Annotated in this window: 16 protein-coding genes, 1 tRNA gene and 1 riboswitch; of the genes, 10 read left to right on the top strand and 7 right to left on the bottom strand. The window is 75.7% G+C overall.

Features of this window, described 5'->3' with window-relative positions; translation table 11 throughout:
* Positions 1-7: 7 nt before the first annotated feature.
* From ACI795_RS01660 to ACI795_RS01650, 3 genes are all read right to left on the bottom strand, one after another.
* On the bottom strand, positions 8-1,300 hold the full coding sequence (locus tag ACI795_RS01660; protein ID WP_457073366.1) for a DUF445 domain-containing protein: 1,293 nt from the start codon (positions 1,298-1,300) through the stop codon (positions 8-10).
* An 87-nt stretch (positions 1,301-1,387) separates the two neighbouring features.
* Positions 1,388-2,857 carry a S1C family serine protease gene (locus ACI795_RS01655; protein WP_457073364.1) on the bottom strand — a complete coding sequence of 490 codons (1,470 nt, stop codon included), beginning with the start codon at positions 2,855-2,857 and terminating at the stop codon, positions 1,388-1,390.
* 114 nt (positions 2,858-2,971) lie between these two features.
* On the bottom strand, positions 2,972-3,736 hold the full coding sequence (locus tag ACI795_RS01650; RefSeq protein WP_457073363.1) for an ABC transporter permease: 765 nt from the start codon (positions 3,734-3,736) through the stop codon (positions 2,972-2,974).
* A 155-nt stretch (positions 3,737-3,891) separates the two neighbouring features.
* Between ACI795_RS01650 and ACI795_RS01645 the strand changes: the two genes are divergently transcribed.
* Positions 3,892-4,563, top strand: a complete 672-nt coding sequence (locus ACI795_RS01645; RefSeq protein ID WP_457073361.1) for a hypothetical protein — start codon at positions 3,892-3,894, stop codon at positions 4,561-4,563.
* A 23-nt stretch (positions 4,564-4,586) separates the two neighbouring features.
* Here the strand turns inward: ACI795_RS01645 and ACI795_RS01640 are convergent, their stop codons facing one another.
* The gene (locus tag ACI795_RS01640) at positions 4,587-5,456 is read right to left on the bottom strand and encodes an NAD(P)-dependent oxidoreductase (RefSeq protein WP_457073360.1); all 870 of its coding nucleotides are present in this window, start codon (positions 5,454-5,456) and stop codon (positions 4,587-4,589) included.
* A gap of 90 nt (positions 5,457-5,546) precedes the next feature.
* On the opposite strand from ACI795_RS01640, the gene ACI795_RS01635 reads away from it, so the two are divergent.
* Positions 5,547-5,621: transfer RNA gene (locus ACI795_RS01635), tRNA-Thr, on the top strand.
* 98 nt (positions 5,622-5,719) lie between these two features.
* Complete coding sequence (locus ACI795_RS01630) at positions 5,720-5,929, top strand: dodecin (protein ID WP_036334618.1); 210 nt, start codon at positions 5,720-5,722, stop codon at positions 5,927-5,929.
* A 6-nt stretch (positions 5,930-5,935) separates the two neighbouring features.
* Here ACI795_RS01630 and ACI795_RS01625 read toward each other — a convergent pair whose 3' ends face one another.
* Together ACI795_RS01625 and ACI795_RS01620 are read right to left on the bottom strand one after the other, a co-directional pair.
* The gene (locus ACI795_RS01625) at positions 5,936-6,346 is read right to left on the bottom strand and encodes a Rieske (2Fe-2S) protein (RefSeq protein ID WP_457073359.1); all 411 of its coding nucleotides are present in this window, start codon (positions 6,344-6,346) and stop codon (positions 5,936-5,938) included.
* Between the two features lie 36 nt (positions 6,347-6,382).
* Positions 6,383-6,781 (bottom strand): DUF5313 family protein, encoded by a 399-nt coding sequence (locus ACI795_RS01620; protein WP_457073357.1) that lies wholly within the window; start codon positions 6,779-6,781, stop codon positions 6,383-6,385.
* A gap of 95 nt (positions 6,782-6,876) precedes the next feature.
* On the opposite strand from ACI795_RS01620, the gene rarD reads away from it, so the two are divergent.
* From rarD to ACI795_RS01595, 5 genes are all read left to right on the top strand, one after another.
* Positions 6,877-7,791, top strand: coding sequence for an EamA family transporter RarD (gene rarD / locus ACI795_RS01615; RefSeq protein WP_457073355.1), 915 nt, complete (start codon positions 6,877-6,879; stop codon positions 7,789-7,791).
* 111 nt (positions 7,792-7,902) lie between these two features.
* Positions 7,903-8,232, top strand: a complete 330-nt coding sequence (locus tag ACI795_RS01610) for a DUF3263 domain-containing protein (protein ID WP_457073353.1) — start codon at positions 7,903-7,905, stop codon at positions 8,230-8,232.
* Between the two features lie 20 nt (positions 8,233-8,252).
* Positions 8,253-9,620 (top strand): LytR C-terminal domain-containing protein, encoded by a 1,368-nt coding sequence (locus ACI795_RS01605; protein WP_457073352.1) that lies wholly within the window; start codon positions 8,253-8,255, stop codon positions 9,618-9,620.
* A 50-nt stretch (positions 9,621-9,670) separates the two neighbouring features.
* Positions 9,671-12,532, top strand: coding sequence for an alpha/beta fold hydrolase (locus tag ACI795_RS01600; RefSeq protein WP_457073351.1), 2,862 nt, complete (start codon positions 9,671-9,673; stop codon positions 12,530-12,532).
* Positions 12,529-13,392, top strand: coding sequence for an ABC transporter permease (locus tag ACI795_RS01595; RefSeq protein WP_457073349.1), 864 nt, complete (start codon positions 12,529-12,531; stop codon positions 13,390-13,392). Before ACI795_RS01600 ends, ACI795_RS01595 begins: the two co-directional genes overlap by 4 nt.
* Positions 13,393-13,434: 42 nt before the next feature.
* Here the strand turns inward: ACI795_RS01595 and ACI795_RS01590 are convergent, their stop codons facing one another.
* Positions 13,435-14,256, bottom strand: coding sequence for an HAD hydrolase family protein (locus ACI795_RS01590; RefSeq protein ID WP_457073347.1), 822 nt, complete (start codon positions 14,254-14,256; stop codon positions 13,435-13,437).
* 59 nt (positions 14,257-14,315) lie between these two features.
* Positions 14,316-14,443, top strand: a riboswitch (SAM riboswitch).
* A gap of 12 nt (positions 14,444-14,455) precedes the next feature.
* Here ACI795_RS01590 and thrC point away from each other — a divergent pair.
* Positions 14,456-15,757, top strand: a complete 1,302-nt coding sequence (gene thrC / locus ACI795_RS01585; RefSeq protein ID WP_457073345.1) for a threonine synthase — start codon at positions 14,456-14,458, stop codon at positions 15,755-15,757.
* Positions 15,758-15,946: 189 nt separating this feature from the next.
* On the top strand, positions 15,947-16,147 hold the full coding sequence (locus ACI795_RS01580; protein WP_138733867.1) for a cold-shock protein: 201 nt from the start codon (positions 15,947-15,949) through the stop codon (positions 16,145-16,147).
* Positions 16,148-16,225: the final 78 nt, after the last annotated feature.

Genomic DNA, 16,225 nt, shown 5'->3' with positions numbered 1-16,225 from the left:
GCGGCGCTCAGCCGAGCAGCTGGGCGACGGTGTAGATGACCAGCCCGGCCAGGCCACCGACGACGGTGCCGTTGACCCGGATCCACTGCAGGTCGCGCCCGACCTGCAGCTCGATGCGGCGGCTGGTCTCCTCGGTGTCCCAGCGGGCCACCGTGGTCCCGACCAGGTCCGCCGCGTCGCCGGCGAACCGTTCCACCACGTAGCCGGCGGCACGCACCGACTGCCGCTGCACCAGCTCCCGGACCGTCGGGTCGGTCTGCAGCACCCCGGCGCCGGAGCGGATCAGGCCGACCACCCGGGCGCGCAGCTCGGAGTCCGGGTCGGCGGCGGCGGTGAGGACCGCGGTCTTCGCCGTCGTCCACAGCGACCCGGACCAGGTGCGCACCGCCGGGTGGTCGAGCAGCTCCTCCTTGAACTGCTCCACCCGGGCCGCGGCCGCCGGGTCGGTGCGCAGCCGGTGCACGTACGCCCGCAGCCGCTGGTCGTAGCTGCGCCGCAGCTCGTGCCGCGGGTCGGCGCCCACCTCGGCGAGGAAGCCCTGCAGCAGGTCGAAGACCCGGTCGAACACCCGGTCGTCGACCCAGTCCGGCACCCAGGCCGGGGAGGCGTCGCCCAGCCGCGCGCGGAACACCAGCCGGTTGTCCGCCAGGAAGTTCGCCAGCCCGGTCAGCGCCGCGGAGAGCACCTCCTGGTGCCGGTCACCGTCGACCATCAGCTCCAGGCCCCGCGCGACGGCGGGGGCGGCCGGGGTCTCCCGGAGCTTCCGGTCGACGAAGCCCGCGACGGCCGGCTGCAGCTCGTCGTCCTTGAGCAGGTCGGTGAGTGCGCCCAGCGCCGCGCCGGCGTCGCCGGCGAGCCGCTCCGCACGGCCCGGCGAGGCCAGGAACGCACCGAGCCGGCCGGGGACGTCGACGGTGGCCAGCCGCTCCTCGACCACCGCCCGGGTCAGGAAGTTCTCCTGCACGAAGGCGCCCAGGCTGGTGCCGATCTGGTCCTTCTTGCGCGGGATGATCGCGGTGTGCGGGATCGGCAGCCGCAGCGGGTGCCGGAAGAGCGCGGTCACCGCGAACCAGTCGGCGAGCGCGCCGACCATGGAGGCCTCCGCGGTCGCCCGGACGTAGCCGACCCAGGCCCCGGCGTCCTCGCCGAGCAGCACGCAGGCCAGGAAGACGGCGGCGGCGACCCCGAACAAGCCGGTGGCCAGCCGCTTCATCCTCCGCAGGTCGGCGGCCCGCTGGGGGTCGTCCAGCGCTCCGGCGAGGGGAACGGCCAGGGACGGTGACTGCTGCGGGCCCGGCACCCGCACGAGCCTAGGAGCAACGACGAGGACCCCGCAGCCGCGGGGTGCGGCTGCGGGGTCCCTGTCGTCGGGTGGGGGTGCGACCGGTCAGCTGGTCTCGTCGAGGGTGACCTCGACCCGCTGGCTGTCCGAGCCGCGGCGCACGGTCAGGGTGACCGTGTCCCCGGGCTCCGCGGAGCGGATCGCCGCGGTCAACTCGGTGGAGGTGGTGATCGGCCGGTTGCCCACGGCGGTGATCACGTCCCCGGAGCGCAGCTCGGCGTCGGCCGCCGGGCTGCCGGGGTTGACGTCGACCAGCTGGGCGCCGGTGCCGACGGGGGAGCCGTTGGCCGCCGCGGTGCGGGCGGTGACGCCGAGCAGCGCGTGGCTGGCCGAGCCGGTCTCGATGATCTGCTGGGCGATCCGCTGCGCGGTGTTCGACGGGATGGCGAAGCCCACGCCGATGTTGCCGCTCTGGCTCTCCTGGCCGGGCATGCCGTTGCTGGGCACGGTGGCGATGGCGGTGTTGATGCCGATCACCTCACCCGCCGCGTCGACCAGCGCGCCACCGGAGTTGCCGGGGTTGATCGCCGCATCGGTCTGGATCGCGTCGATCACCGTGCTCTCGTCCTGGGTCGAGCCGGTCTGCACGGCGCGGTTGGTCGCGCTGATGATGCCGTCGGTGACCGTGTTGGACAGCCCCAGCGGGGCGCCGATGGCCACCGCGAGGTCGCCGACCTGCACCTCGTCGGAGTCGGCGAACCCGGCCGGGGTCAGCCCGCTGGCGTCGGTCAGCCGCACCACGGCCAGGTCCGAGGACGGGTCGGTGCCCACCACGGTGGCGTCGTAGAGCGTGCCGTCGCTGGTGCGGACCTGCACCGTCGCGTTCCCGCCCGCGCCGTCGAGGGAGACCACGTGGTTGTTGGTCAGCACGTAGCCGTCCTCGGAGAGGACGACGCCCGAACCGGAACCCGAGCCGGAGCCGGCGCTGACGTAGAGGGTCACCACGCTCGGCGCGGCCTTGGCCGCCGCGGCGGTGGCCGTCGTCGCCCGCTCGGGGTCGGTGATGGTGACGCTCTGGGCGCTCGCCGTGCCCGGCGTGGCCGAGCCGCCGTCGTCGGTCAGCGCGACCACGCCGGCGCCGGCGCCGCCGCCGATCAGCGCACCGGCGACCAGACCGGCCAGGCCCATCTTCCAGCGGCCGGCCGGCTTGGCCGCGGCGGGCGGGGCGAACGCCGGCGGCAGGGCGCCGGGCTGGCCGCCGTTCACGGGCTGCTGCGCGGTGTGCTGCGCGCCCCAGCCGGCCGGCGGCCAGGGGCGGTGGCCGCCGGCGGGGGCGGCGAACTGCTGGGTCTGCTGCCGCTCGGCGCCGAACGGGGCGCCGGCAGCCGGGGCCTGCCAGCCGGGAGCCGGCGCCGTGGGCGCCTGCCAGCCGGGAGCCGCCGCCTGGCCGGCGGGGGCGGTCTGCGGGGTGGCCGGACCCTGCGGAGCCGCGGCCGGCCAGCCGCCGGCGGCGCTCCCGGCGGTCGCGGTGCGGTCCGACGCGGTCTCGTCGGCCGGGCGGTTCTGCTCAGTCATCGGTGCTGGTCCTCCCACCTCGCGGCAGGACCTCCCCGCCGCGATGACACCACTGTGCGACCCGCCTCTGCGCCGAGGCTGGTGGTGGGCTGTGAGTTCCCTGGAAGCGCCGGTTCACGCGTGGAGGTCGCCGCGGGCCACCAGCTCGAGGGTCACCCAGACGGCGATCGCCTCCGCGGCCAGCAGGCCGGCCAGCACCAGCAGCTGGGCGGCGCCGGCCTCCAGGGCGCTCCCACCACCCAGCAGGACGCCGACGAAGGCGCCGGGCAGCGTGACCAGCCCGACGGTCCGGGTCTGGTCCAACGCGGGCACCAGCGCGGTGGCGGCCACCGGGCGGGCCACCTCCAGGACGGCGTCCCGGGGGAGCAGCCCGACCGACAGCGCCGCCTCGACCTCCCCGCGCCGCTGGTCGAGCTCGTCCTGCAGCCGGCGGCCGGCCAGCGAGGTCGCGGTCATCGCACCGCCGATGACGATGCCGGCGACCGGGATGACCGCCTCCCCGCGCAGCGGCACCGCGCCGCTGGCCAGCACCAGCGCGACGACGGGCGCCGCACCGGCCACGATCGCCAGCACCGCGGCGCGCACCCGGTGCGCAGCGCCGGGGGAGCGCAGCGGGCGACCGGTGATCCGGCCGGCGGCGGTCACCCCGGCGACCCCCACCATGAGCAGCACGAACGCCGAGGACAGCCACAGCGAGGAGACGACCGCCACCAGGACCACCGAGACGGCCGCCAGCTGCGCGGTCGCCCGCACCGCGGCCACCAGGACCGGCCGCTCCTGACCGAGGCCGGACAGCCGCCCGGCGACCGCGGCCAGCGCCGTCAGGGCGACGACGGCGACCGCCAGCCCCGGTCCGAGGTCCACCACCGAGCCGTCCACGGGGGGCCATCGTGCCGTCCGGGTGCGGCGCGCCACGCCGGGGGCCGATCGGGAGCGCGTGAACCGGCCCGGTCCGGGGAATCCCCGGTCCGCGGGGCCCGCCCCCGCCCCGCCCGTCGGTGTCCTGTCCGTCACCGCCCCGCCCGGAGGTCCCGGTGCCCCGTCGTGCCCTGCCCGTCCGCATCGGACTCGCCCTGCTGATCGGCCTCGGCGCCGTGCTGGCCGCCGTCGGGGGCGTCGCCCTGCGCGGCTCCGGGCTGATCGCGGTGGCCCTCGCCGCCGTCGTCAGCGCGTGCGTGGCCGTGGCCGTGGCCCGGGACGCGGTGCCGCGGCGGTCCGGGCACCAGGTGGCCGAGGCGGCGTGGCGCACGGCCGTCGGCACGGTCGGCGTGCTGCTGGTGCTCAGCGGCAGCGCGGTGCTCGCCGGGGGGACGGTGACCACCCTGCTGGCCGGCTGCGGGCTCGCCTGGCTGGTGGTCCGGTTGCTGCTGTCCGCCCGCCGCCGGGACCGCGCCCGACGGTCCGTGCCGCCCACCCCGGCAGGGCTGGCCGACGTCGTCCCGCTCTACCCGGCCGGGGCCTGGGCGCGGGCGATGAGCGTGCCGGCGCTGGGCCGCGAGTGGGTGCGCACCTCCGCGGCGCTCACGCAGGTGCGCGAGCCGCGCGCCCGGCAGGAGCTGGTCCGCCGCCGGCAGGAGGCGCTCGACGAGCTGGAGCGGCGCGACCCGGCCGGGTTCGCCCGCTGGCTGGCCGAGGGGGCCACCGTCGACAGCGACCCGGCGGCCTACGTCTCCGGCGACCCGGCCGCCGGCTCCGACGCCGCCTGAGGCGCCGCTGCCCGGACCCCTGCTCAGCCGCCGTCGGGCGCGAACCCCTCGATCAGCGCGCTCAGGTCGACCGCACCGGGGTCGGGCAGCCGCTCGATCGCCCGCTCCATCAGCGCGACCGCGGCGGCGTCGAACTGGTCGGGCACCCCGGCCAGCTGCAGCGCGGAGCGGATCAGCCGGGCGTCCTTGGTGGCGCCGGTGAGGCCGAAGCTCACCGGGTGCTCTCCGGAGAGCATGTTGCCCGCCTTGAGCTTGGCGTAAGGGGTGTCCATCGGCCCGCCGTCGACGGCGTCGAGGAACAGCTGCGGGTCGACCCCGAGCCCGCGGGCCAGGGCCACCGACTGCGCGGTGCCCACGCTGATCGAGATCAGCCAGGCGTTGCACGCCATCTTCAGCCGGCTGCCGGCGCCGGCCTCGCCCGCCCACACCGTCTTGCGGCCCATCGCGTCCAGGAGTGGTGCCAGCCGCTCGCGCTGCTCGTCGGGGCCGGAGGCGAGCATGACCAGCTGCCCCTGCTCGGCGGGCTGCCGGGTGCCCAGCACCGGGCAGTCGACCAGTACCAGGCCGAGCTCACCGGCGACCTCGGCGATCCGGTCGGCGCCCTCCACCCCGACCGTCGAGCACTGCAGCCAGACGGTGCCGGCCGGCGCCGCGGTCTGCCGGACCACCTCGATGGCGGCGTCGGCGTCGAAGAGCATGGTGAGGACGACGTCGGCCCCGGCGACCGCCTCGGCGGGGGAGCCGAACGCCTCGGCGCCGGTGCCGGTCAGCGCCTGCGCCTTCCCGGCGGCCCGGTTCCACATCCGCACCGGTACCCCGGCCCGCCGCAGCGAGCGCACCATGCCCGCACCCATCACGCCCGTACCGAGGACCGCCACCACCGGGTTCGTCATGGCCCGATCCTCTCCCCGGTCCGGCGGCCCGGCAGCGCGGGTGTCCGGGGGAGCGGGGTCGGCCGGTAGCCTCGACGCCGGCCTCGGCCCGCCCCATTAGCTCAGTGGTAGAGCACTCGCCTTGTAAGCGAAAGGTCGTCCGTTCAATCCGGACATGGGGCTCCATCCGCCCGGGGGCGCCCGGTCGCGGGGTGCGCGGTCGCGTGCCAGGGTCGGTGCGACCGCTGCCACCCGGGCAGCACCCCTGCGAGGAGAGTCCCGTCGTGAGCGACCACGTCTACCGGCTGAGCGAGATCGTCGGCAGCTCCACCACCAGCGTCGACGACGCCATCCGCACCGCCGTCCGCAAGGCGTCGGAGACGGTGCGCCACATCGAGTGGTTCCAGACCCAGGAGATCCGCGGCCAGGTCGTCGACGGCGATGTCGCCTACTTCCAGGTCACCATGAAGATCGGCTTCCGCGTCGAGGACTGAGCCTCCTCAGGCGAGCACGACGTCCTCGCCGGACACCCGCACCGCCACCGGGGCCAGCGGCTCGGTCGCCGGCCCGGCCAGCGCCTCCCCGGTGGCGGGGTCGAACACCGAGCCGTGGCAGGGGCAGGCCAGCCGCTCGTCCTCGGCCGGGCGGACGGCGCAGCCCTGGTGCGTGCACGCTGCGTCGAACGCGACCAGGACGTCGTCGGCCGGGCGGGTCAGCACGATCCGCTGCCCGTTCACCGACAACTCGTAGCTGCCGCCGACGGGGATCTCACCCAGCCCCACCAGGCGGCTGCCCGTCGAGGCCCCGGTCACCTCGGGGACGTCGGTGCCGGCGCAGGCGGTCAGTGCGGCCAGGCCCAGGCCGGCGCCCCCGGCGACGAGCAGGGCACGGCGGGAGAAGCAGGGGTCCACGGCGACATCCTCCCCGGCCGGGTCCCGGGGACCCCGTCAGTCGAAGCTGCCGGCGCCCCCGGACCGGTACCGGGCGCGGCGCTCGAGGCGGTCCCGCTCCACCCGCTCGGCGCGCAGGCGCGCCGTCGTCCCGGGCGGCCAGCCCGCCTTCACCGCCCGGTGCTCGGTGGTCTCGGTCATGTAGGCGACGGCGAACATGCCGCCGATCACCAGGCCGCCGACCGCCGCCGTGACCCGGATGCCCAGGGGCACCGGCGGCAGCAGCAGGCACAGCACGAGCACCGGGGCCAGCTGGACCAGCGCGCGCACGAGGTGGCGCACCACCCAGGTGGGCCCGGTGGTGTCGGCCAGCACCCAGTCGGCCAGGTGCGGCGGCAGCCCGCCGCCGTACGCGTACCAGAGCCACTGGGCCGGGTTGGGGCGTCCCGCAGGCACATGCCCACGGTAGGCCGACGGGGCGGCGGCCGCCGACGGGTCCCACCGCCGGTTGCCGCGCGCAACCCGGCCCCGGGGCGGCGTACGGTGCGCCGGTGGACGAACGTCGGGTCGGGGTCCTGACCGGCCTGGGGGCCTACTGCCTGTGGGGCGTGTTCCCGCTCTACTTCCCGCTGCTGGAACCGGCCGGCGGGCTGGAGATCGTCGCCCACCGGGTCGTCTGGTCGCTGCTGTTCGTCGCCCTGCTGCTGAGCGTGCGCCGCGGTTGGTCCCAGGTCCGGCGGACCGTGGGGGACCGGCGGGCGCTGCTGGTGCTGGCCGCCGCCGCCGCGCTGATCGCGGTGAACTGGCTGGTCTACGTCTACGCGGTGAACTCCGGGCACGTGGTCGAGGCGTCGCTGGGCTACTTCATCAACCCGCTGGTCAGCGTCGTCCTCGGCGTGCTGGTGTTCCGGGAGCGGCTGCGCCGGCTGCAGTGGGTGGCGGTCGGCATCGCCGGCCTCGCTGTCGTCGTGCTCACCGTCGACTACGGCCACCCGCCGTGGATCGCGCTCGCCCTGGCCGCGAGCTTCGGCCTGTACGGCCTGATGAAGAAGCTGGTGCGGGTCGAGGCGGCGCCGGGCCTGCTCGTCGAGACGGCCGTGGTGTTCGTGCCGGCGCTGGTGGTCATCGGGTTCCTGGAGGCCGACGGGGAGGCCGCGTTCGGCCACGCCGGTACCGGCCACGTGCTCCTGCTCGTGAGCTCGGGGCTGGCCACCGCCGTCCCGCTGCTGCTCTTCGCCGCGGCGACCCGGCGGGTGCCGCTGTCGACCGTCGGCCTGCTGCAGTACGTCACCCCGCTCATGCAGCTGTCGATCGGCGTCTTCGTCTACGGCGAGCCGATGCCGCCGGCCCGGCTCGCCGGCTTCGCCATCGTCTGGGTGGCACTGGCCGTCTTCACCGCGGACAGCCTGCGGGCCGCCCGAGCGGCGCGACGCGCCTCCGCCGCGCCCATGCCCGCCGGTCTCTGACCGGACGCGCAGGCACCCGCCCGGGTGCCCCGGACTGTCGGTGCCCGGCGCTACCGTCGAGCCCGATCGACCACCGGCGCCGACGGCGCCCGACCCCCGGAGGCAGCACCGATGAGCACCGAGACCGCGTCCGCCGTCCCCTCGGCACCTGCCGAGGTCGACGCCGAGGCGGGAGCGGGTGCCGTGCCGGTCGGCCTGGCCGAGCGTGACCGCGAGGTGCTGGCCTTCGAGCGGCACTGGTGGCGCTACGCCGGCGCCAAGGAGGCCGCCATCCGCGACCGGTTCGGGCTCTCCGCCACCCGGTACTACCAGCTGCTCAACGCGCTGGTCGACCGCCCGGAGGCGTTGGCCGCCGATCCGCTGCTGGTACGGCGGTTGCGCAGGATGCGTGCGGTGCGACAGCGGGCACACCACGGCGATGTCCTGGGCACCGAGGGCTGAGCCGTCTAGCCTCACTCACCGTGGGGAGGCATGCGGCGTCGAACGGTGACGACAACCAGCCGGAGACCGGCGTGGCGATCGGCCGACGGCGTGCCGACTCGCGGCCCGAGGCGGCTGCCCAGCTGCCGACGGATACCGACGGGGCGATGACCATGCCCCGGCAGAGCCGGGCCGAACGGCGTCGCGGGGGCCAGCTGCCCACGCCCGAGGACACCGCCGTCCGCCGTCCGCCGGAGCGGCCCGGTCCCGTCGCGCCGGCGGGAGCCGGTCGCCGGCGCACCGACGTCCCGCCGCCGGTGGCCGACACCGGACCGGTCACCGCCGTCGGTGGCGCGCCCGTCGTCGCCGGGCGTCCCGGCGTGCCGCCGATCCCGCGTGAGGTCCCCGCGCCCGCCACCAGCCGCGTGCCCGCCATGCCGGCCGCCGCCGTGCCCGGTCGGGCGCCGGTCCCCGCCGACGCCACCCAGCGGGTCGACGCCGGTCGCCCCTCCCGCCGGCCCGCAGCCGCCCCGCTGCCTCCGGACGCCACCCAGCGGGTGTCCGGCTCGGCACCGGCCGAGTCCGCCTGGGGTGCCGCCTCGGCACCCGCCCGCCCGGCTGCCGAGCCGGTGGCACCCGCCCGGTTCGAGCCCGACCCCGAGCCCGCCGGCATGGACCGGCTCGCCGAGTCCCGCCGTCGCCGTGAGGCGCTGGAGGAGGCCGGGGCCTCCGTGCCGGTGCCCGAGGTGGCCGCCACCCTCGGCGGTCGCGCGGCCCAGCGGGCCGAACGCCAGGCCGCCGACGCCGCTCGCCGCAAGGCGGAGAAGGCAGCCGGCGCGACCCGCTCCGGCTCGGTCGAGGCGGCGCCCGACGAGGCCGGCGGCGTCACCCGCCGGTTGCCCCGGCGCGCGGCGCTGGGCGCGCTCGCCGTCGTGCTGGTCGCGCTCACCGTGCTCAGCGTCTGGTCGTTCGCCACTCCGGGCACGCAGGAGACCTCCGCGCAGACCCCGGTGGCCAGCTCCGCGCCCGCCGGCGCCCCGTCCTCCGTGGCGCCGGCGCCCCCGGTGGCCGAGCAGGTCGTCCCCAGCCCGCCGGAGGTGCCGATGGGGCCGGTCCGCGCCCCGATCACCGTGCTCAACAGCACGGCCATCAACGGCCTGGCCGGCGACCTCGGCGAGCAGTTCTCCGGCGGCGGCTGGGAGGTCACCGGCACCGGCGCCTACCCGGGCTCGGACATCGCCGTCACCACCGTCTACTTCACCGCCGGCGATCCGGTGCAGGAGGAGGCGGCGAGCCAGCTCATCGAGCAGTTCCCCGACCTCACCGGCCCTGCCGCGCGCTTCTTCGAGGTCCCCGGCCAGCCGGCGCCGGGCCTGGTCGTCGTCGCCACCGGGAACTGGCGGCCCTGAGAAAACCCGGCGGCCGGAACCACCCGGGCCGCTCGCGCGTTGCCGCCCACGTGCGCTCAGCTCCCGGGCCGGCGCGCCCCGGCCCGCGTCTCGACGCACGGCCGGCGGCGACCGCCCCCATCACCGCCCTCCTCGTCCTCCTGCTGACCTTCGGCGCCGTGGTCGCCGTGCTGGTCGCGGACTCCGGCAGCCCCGCGCGGGCCGCGGCGGACGTGCGCACCGAGGACGCCCGGATCCCCTCCGGCAGCGGCGCCGACGCCGTCGAGCTGGACACGACGCTCTTCCTCCCGGCCACCGCGACCGCGGACGACCCGGCGCCGGCGGTGCTGCTCGCCCACGGCTTCGGCGGCAGCAAGCAGTCGGTGGCCGACGACGCCCGCGACCTCGCCGGGCGGGGCTACGTCGTCCTCACCTGGTCCGCCCGTGGCTTCGGTGCGAGCACCGGGCAGATCGGCCTGGACGATCCGCGCTACGAGGTCGCCGACGTCAGCACCCTGCTCGACCGGCTGGCCGAGCGGGACGACGTGCTGCTCGACGCGGCCGGCGACCCCCGGGTGGGCGTGGCCGGCGCCTCCTACGGCGGGGCGCTGAGCCTGCTGGCGGCCGCCTACGACCAGCGGGTCGACGCGATCGCCCCGCAGATCACCTGGAACTCGCTCACCACCGCCCTCTTCCCCGACGCCTCGGGGATCGTCGAGGACGCCGGGACCCCCGCGGCCACCCCGCGCACCACCGACACCGGCGTCTTCAAGCGGCTGTGGGCCGGGCTGTTCTTCGGCATGGGAGCGGCGCCCAGCGGTGACGGCCCGCCGGCCGGGAACGGCCCGTCGGGCGAGCTCGCCGGTGCCGACCAGGCCGCCGTCGCGCAGGCGCTGACCTGCGGTCGCTTCCGCCCGGAGATCTGCGCCGCCTACCAGGAGGCGGCCAGCAGCGGCACGCTCACCCCGGAGGTCGCCGCCGTCCTCGAGCGCAGCAGCCCGGCGGGCGTGCTCGACCGGATCACCGCTCCGACGCTGCTGGTCCAGGGCACCCAGGACTCGCTGTTCGGCCTCGGCGAGGCCGACGCCAACGCCCGCGGGATCGCCGCCAACGGCACCCCCGTGCAGGTCACCTGGTACGACGGCGGCCACGACGCCGGCGCCTCGGACCGGGTGACCGCCGACCTGCGCGACCAGGTGGCCGGCTGGTTCGACGCCCACCTGCGCAACGGCACCGTGGACACCGCCGGCTTCGAGTACCCGGCGCCCACCGGGCTGGGGAGCGGCGTCGGCCGGGTGCAGGGCGGCTCGCGCACCGTCGAGGCGGACGAGTACCCCGGCCTGACCGGTGACCCGGTGACCCGCCTCGACGTCGCGCTCGAGGGCGGCACCCAGCCGGTGGTGACCCCGGCCGGCGGCAGCCCCGCGGCGTTGACCACCGTCCCCGGGCTCGGTGGCATCGGCGCCGCGCTGAGCGGCGGCACCCTGGAGGTGCCCGGTCAGTTCGCCGCCTTCGCCGGCCCCGAGCTCGACGAGGCGGTCGAGGTTGTCGGTGCTCCGCAGGTGCGGCTCGCCGTCTCCTCGCCCACCGGGGAGGCCACGCTGTTCGCCAAGCTCTACGACGTCGGCCCCGACGGCACCACCACGCTGCCCGCCGGGCTGGTCTCGCCGCTCGCGCTGACCGACCTCGCCACCGATCCCGCCGCGCCCACCGAGGTGGCGGTCACCCTGCCGGGGATCGTGCACCGGTTCGAGGCCGGCCACACCATGCGCGTCGTCGTCTCCTCCACCGACCAGGGGTACGCGCTGCCGGCCGACGCCTCGGTGTACACCGTCGGGCTGGCCGACGGTGCGGCGCTGGCGGTGCCCGAGGCTGCCGGGCAGGTGCAGGCCACGGCCGGCACGGCCCGCTGGTGGGTGCTGCTCGGCGTGGTCGCCGCCCTCGGCCTGCTCGGCTGGCTCGTCGCGGTGCTCTGGGGCCGGCGCCGGCGCCGGGCGGACACCCCCGCGGCCGACGGCGAGGACGTGCCGCTGCGGTTCACTGGGGTCACGAAGGCCTACAAGGACGGTTTCGTCGCCGTCCGGGACCTCTCCTTCGAGGTGCGCCGCGGCCAGGTGCTCGGGCTGCTCGGCCCCAACGGCGCGGGCAAGACGACGTCGCTGCGGATGCTGATGGGTCTCATCCAGCCCACCGAGGGGCGGATCGAGGTGTTCGGCCACGCCGCCGGCCCCGGCGCCCCGGTGCTGTCCCGGTTGGGCTCCTTCGTCGAGGGCACCGGACTGCAGCCGCACCTGTCCGGCCGCGACAACCTCACCCTCTACTGGGCGGCCACCGGCCGGCCGCCGGTCGACGCGCACATGGACGAGGCGATCGAGGTCGCCGGCCTGGGCGCGGCGCTGGACAAGCCGGTGCGCAGCTACAGCCAGGGCATGCGGCAGCGGGTGGCGATCGCCCAGGCGATGCTCGGCCTGCCCGACCTGCTGGTGCTCGACGAACCGACCAACGGGCTGGACCCGCCGCAGATCCACGCGATGCGCGACGTGCTGCGCTCCTACGCCGAGACCGGCCGCACGGTCATCGTCTCCAGCCACCTGCTGAGCGAGATCGAGCAGACCTGCAGCCACGTCGTCGTCATGGCCAAGGGCCAGAAGATCGCCCAGGGCACGGTCGAGGAGATCGTCGGCACCGGTGGCTCGGTGCTCATCGGGCTCGCCGACGACGCCGATCCGGAGCGTGCGGCGCAGGTGCTGGCGGAGCTGCCGGGGACGGGGCCGGTGGAGCGCACGGACGAGGGCTTGGTGGTCGACCTCGGGCCGACCAGCCGGGCGGCCGCGCTCGCCGCCCTGGTGCAGGCCGGCGTGGCGGTCGACCAGCTCACGCCGCGCCGCCGGCTGGAGGACGCGTTCCTGTCACTGGTGGGGGAGAGCTCATGAGCACCGTGGAGACCACGGGCGCGGCGCCGGGGTACCGGCCCGGGCGCACCCTGCGGCTCGGCGTCGAGCTGCGCCGCCAGTTCAAGCGCCGCCGCACCCTCGGCGTCGTCGCGCTGATGGCGGCGCTGCCGCTGATCCTGATCGGCGCGCTGCAGCTGGGCGGCACCGAGGAGGCGGAGGAGAACAGCCGGGTCAACCTGGTCGACGTCGCCTCCGCCAGTGGGCTGAACCTGACCCTGTTCGTGCTCTTCGCGACCACCGGGTTCTTCCTGGTCGTGGTCTTCGCGCTGTTCTTCGGGGACACCGTGGCCAGCGAGGCCTCGTGGGGGTCGCTGCGGTACGCCCTGGCGACGCCGGTCCCGCGGATGCGGTTGCTCCGGCAGAAGTGGCTGGCCGCGCTGGTCATGTCGGTCGGCTCGATGCTGCTGCTCGTCGCGGTGGCGGTGGTCGCCGGCGGGATCGCCTTCGGCTTCGGCGACGTGCAGACCCCGGTCGGGGTGGCGCTGGACCAGGGGACGGGGTACCTGCGCCTGGCCGGGATGCTCGGCTACCTGACCGTGCACCTGCTGGTCGTCGGCTCGCTGGCCTTCTGGCTGTCGACGGTGACCGACGCCCCGCTGGCCGCGGTCGGCGGGTCGGTGTTCACCACGATCGTCTTCGCCGTCCTGGAGCAGGTCGAGCAGCTGGGGGCGATCCGCGACTGGTTCCCCACCGCGTTCAACTACGCCTGGACCGACCTGCTGCAGACCCCGGTCGACTCCGGTGACCTGTTCCGCGGCGTCGTCCAGGGGCTGGTCTGGTCGGCGCTGTTCACCGCGCTCGCCTTCCACCACTTCGCCCGCAAGGACGTCACCAGCTGACGGGCCGGAAGTGATCAGGGAACCTGGTCGAACTCCGCGCGATCAGAGCGAGGCGCGCACCGCCTGGGCCCAGCCCTCGCCCATCGCGGCGTCGGTGACCGAGACGTTGGGCAGGGCGGCCAGCCGTTCGGTCATCCCGTCGACGGCGGCCCCGTTGGCGGTGATCCACAGCCGGCCGACGGCGGGGGCCATCTCCAGGTCGCTGACGCTGTCGCCGATCGCCACCGCGTCGTCGGCGGTCAGGCCGCGCCGGGCCAGGTCCCAGGTGATGGCCGCGCCCTTGGAGATGCCGCGCGGCATCAGGTGGTAGACGTGCGGCGGCAGGGCGGCCTCGTCCAGCCGCATCCGCGGTGCCGCGGGGACGGCGCCGTTGTCGTTCATGGTCAGCCAGCCCCAGCCGCGCTCGGCCAGCCAGCCGTCGACGGCGGCGGTGTCGACCCGGCCGCGCAGCAGGGCGTCGGCGGAGTGGGTGGTGTGCCAGGGCTCGTGCCACTCCAGCCGGCCGGGGTGCTCGGCGAGCAGCGCGTCGACCACGCCCAGCTCGGCGAGCACGTCCATCGGCGTCCGGCCGGCGTACCGCTCCGGCAGCTCCCCGGCGAGCAGGTGGCTCTCCCCGCCACCGCCCCAGCTGACCAGCGAGCCCAGCTCGGCGATCGCGCCGTCGGCGGCGAAGATCCGCGCGGCCTCCAGCAGCTGGGCGGAGGTGCGGCCGGAGACGAGCACCAGCGCCACCCCGGCCCGGTGCAGCTCCAGCAGGGCGGCGGCGGGGGAGTCGGTCAGGTCCCGGCCGGCGGTGTGCCAGAACGACCCCCGCGGGCCGACCATCGTGCCGTCCAGGTCGGTGTAGACGATGCGTGCGGACACCCGGTCATCTTGTCGGTCGCACCGGCCCCGCCGCCGCCCGGGTAGAGTCCGGTGCGTTCCACTCATCCAGAGGGGCAGAGGGACACGGCCCGACGAAGCCCCGGCAACCGCTCGCCGCACTCGTGCGACGAGGAGGTGCCAATTCCGTCCCGCGCGGCTCGACGGCCCGACGCGGGGAAGATGAGGAGGTAGTCGTCGCATGACACTGACCGCTCCCGGTTCTCTCCAGGCGGACTCGTCGGCGGGTGGGCAGATCGCCCCCAACCCGGCCAAGGGCCTGGTCTGCCGCAACTGCGGCGCCACCTTCGGGCTGATCGCCGAGCACGCCTGCGCCGAGTGCTTCGGCCCGCTCGAGGTCGACTATGACAAGGAGCTGCTCGCCGGGGTCACCCGCGAGCAGATCGAGGCCGGCCCGCAGAACATCTGGCGCTACGCGGCGCTGCTGCCGGTGGGCCAGGACCCGGCGTCCCGCGTCACCCTCGACCCGGGGATGACGCCGCTGGTCCGCGCCGACCGGCTGGCCGCCGAGCTCGGCCTCACCGGTGGGCTGTGGGTGAAGGACGACTCGGCCAACCCCACCCACTCGTTCAAGGACCGGGTGGTGAGCCTCGCCGCCACCGCGGCCAAGGGCTTCGGCTACACCAAGATCGCCTGCGCCTCGACCGGCAACCTGGCCAACTCGGTGGCCGCGCACGCCGCCCGCAACGGCTGGCCCTCCTTCGTCTTCGTCCCCAGCGACCTGGAGCCGGGCAAGATCGTCCAGTCGGCGGTCTACGGGCAGGCGCTGGTCGCCGTCGACGGCTCCTACGACGACGTCAACCGGCTGACCAGCGAGCTCGCCGAGACCGACGAGTTCGAGGACGCCGCCTTCGTCAACCAGAACGTCCGGCCGTACTACGCCGAGGGCTCCAAGACGATGGGCTACGAGATCGCCGAGCAGCTCGGCTGGCGGATCCCGGCCCAGGTGGTCATCCCGATGGCGTCCGGCTCGCTGCTGACCAAGGTCGACAAGGCCTGGCGGGAGCTGGTGGCCGCCGGGATCGTCGCGGACACCGAGTGGACCGTCTTCGGCGCCCAGTCCGCCGGGTGCGACCCGATCGCCACCGCCTTCGACAACGGCTGGGACGTCGTGAAGCCGGTGAAGCCCACCGGCATCGCCAAGTCGCTGAACATCGGCAACCCCGCCGACGGCCCCTACGCGCTGGACGCCATCCGGCGCACCGGCGGGTCGGTCGGCCGGGTCGGTGACGCGGAGATCGTGCAGGGCATCCGCGACCTGGCCCGCACCACGGGGGTCTTCGCCGAGACCGCGGGCGGGGTGACGACGGCGGTGCTGCGCCAGCTGGTCGAGAACGGCCGGCTGGACCCGGCGAAGGAGACCGTCGTGCTCAACACCGGCGAGGGGCTCAAGACGCTGGACCCGCTCGCCCCCGTCGTCGGCCCCACGCACCGCGTCACGCCGTCGCTGACGTCGCTCCGGGAGGCCGGCCTCATCTCCTGAGGCCGACCGTCACAGAAGCGTTACCACACCTGGCCGGCACGGGTGCAACTGACCGGTGACCTGCGTGCTTCTGTCCTGTACCGTTCCGCGCGGTTCGAGTTCCACGTTCGTGTTCGACGGGCGGAAGAGCGAGACCCGACCCCCCGGACGCAGGGGGAGTTGACCGCACGCACGAACGTGGGAGCACACGTGGCACAGGGCACCGTGAAGTGGTTCAACGCCGAGAAGGGCTTCGGCTTCATCGCCGTCGACGGCGGCCAGGACGTCTTCGTCCACTACTCGGCGATCCAGATGGACGGCTACAAGAGCCTCGAGGAGGGCCAGCGGGTCTCCTTCGAGGTCGTCCAGGGTGAGAAGGGTCCGCAGGCCGACGCGGTCCAGAGCGTCTGATCCACCCGGCACACGAGGCCCGGTCCCCGTCGGGGGCCGGGCCTCGCTGCGTTCGGGGGGGTGCCCGGGAGGATCCCC

This window comes from Modestobacter sp. SYSU DS0290, assembly GCF_054050955.1.
The sequence above is the reverse complement of the archived record's forward strand: the minus strand, read 5'-3'. Positions and strand labels throughout refer to the sequence as shown.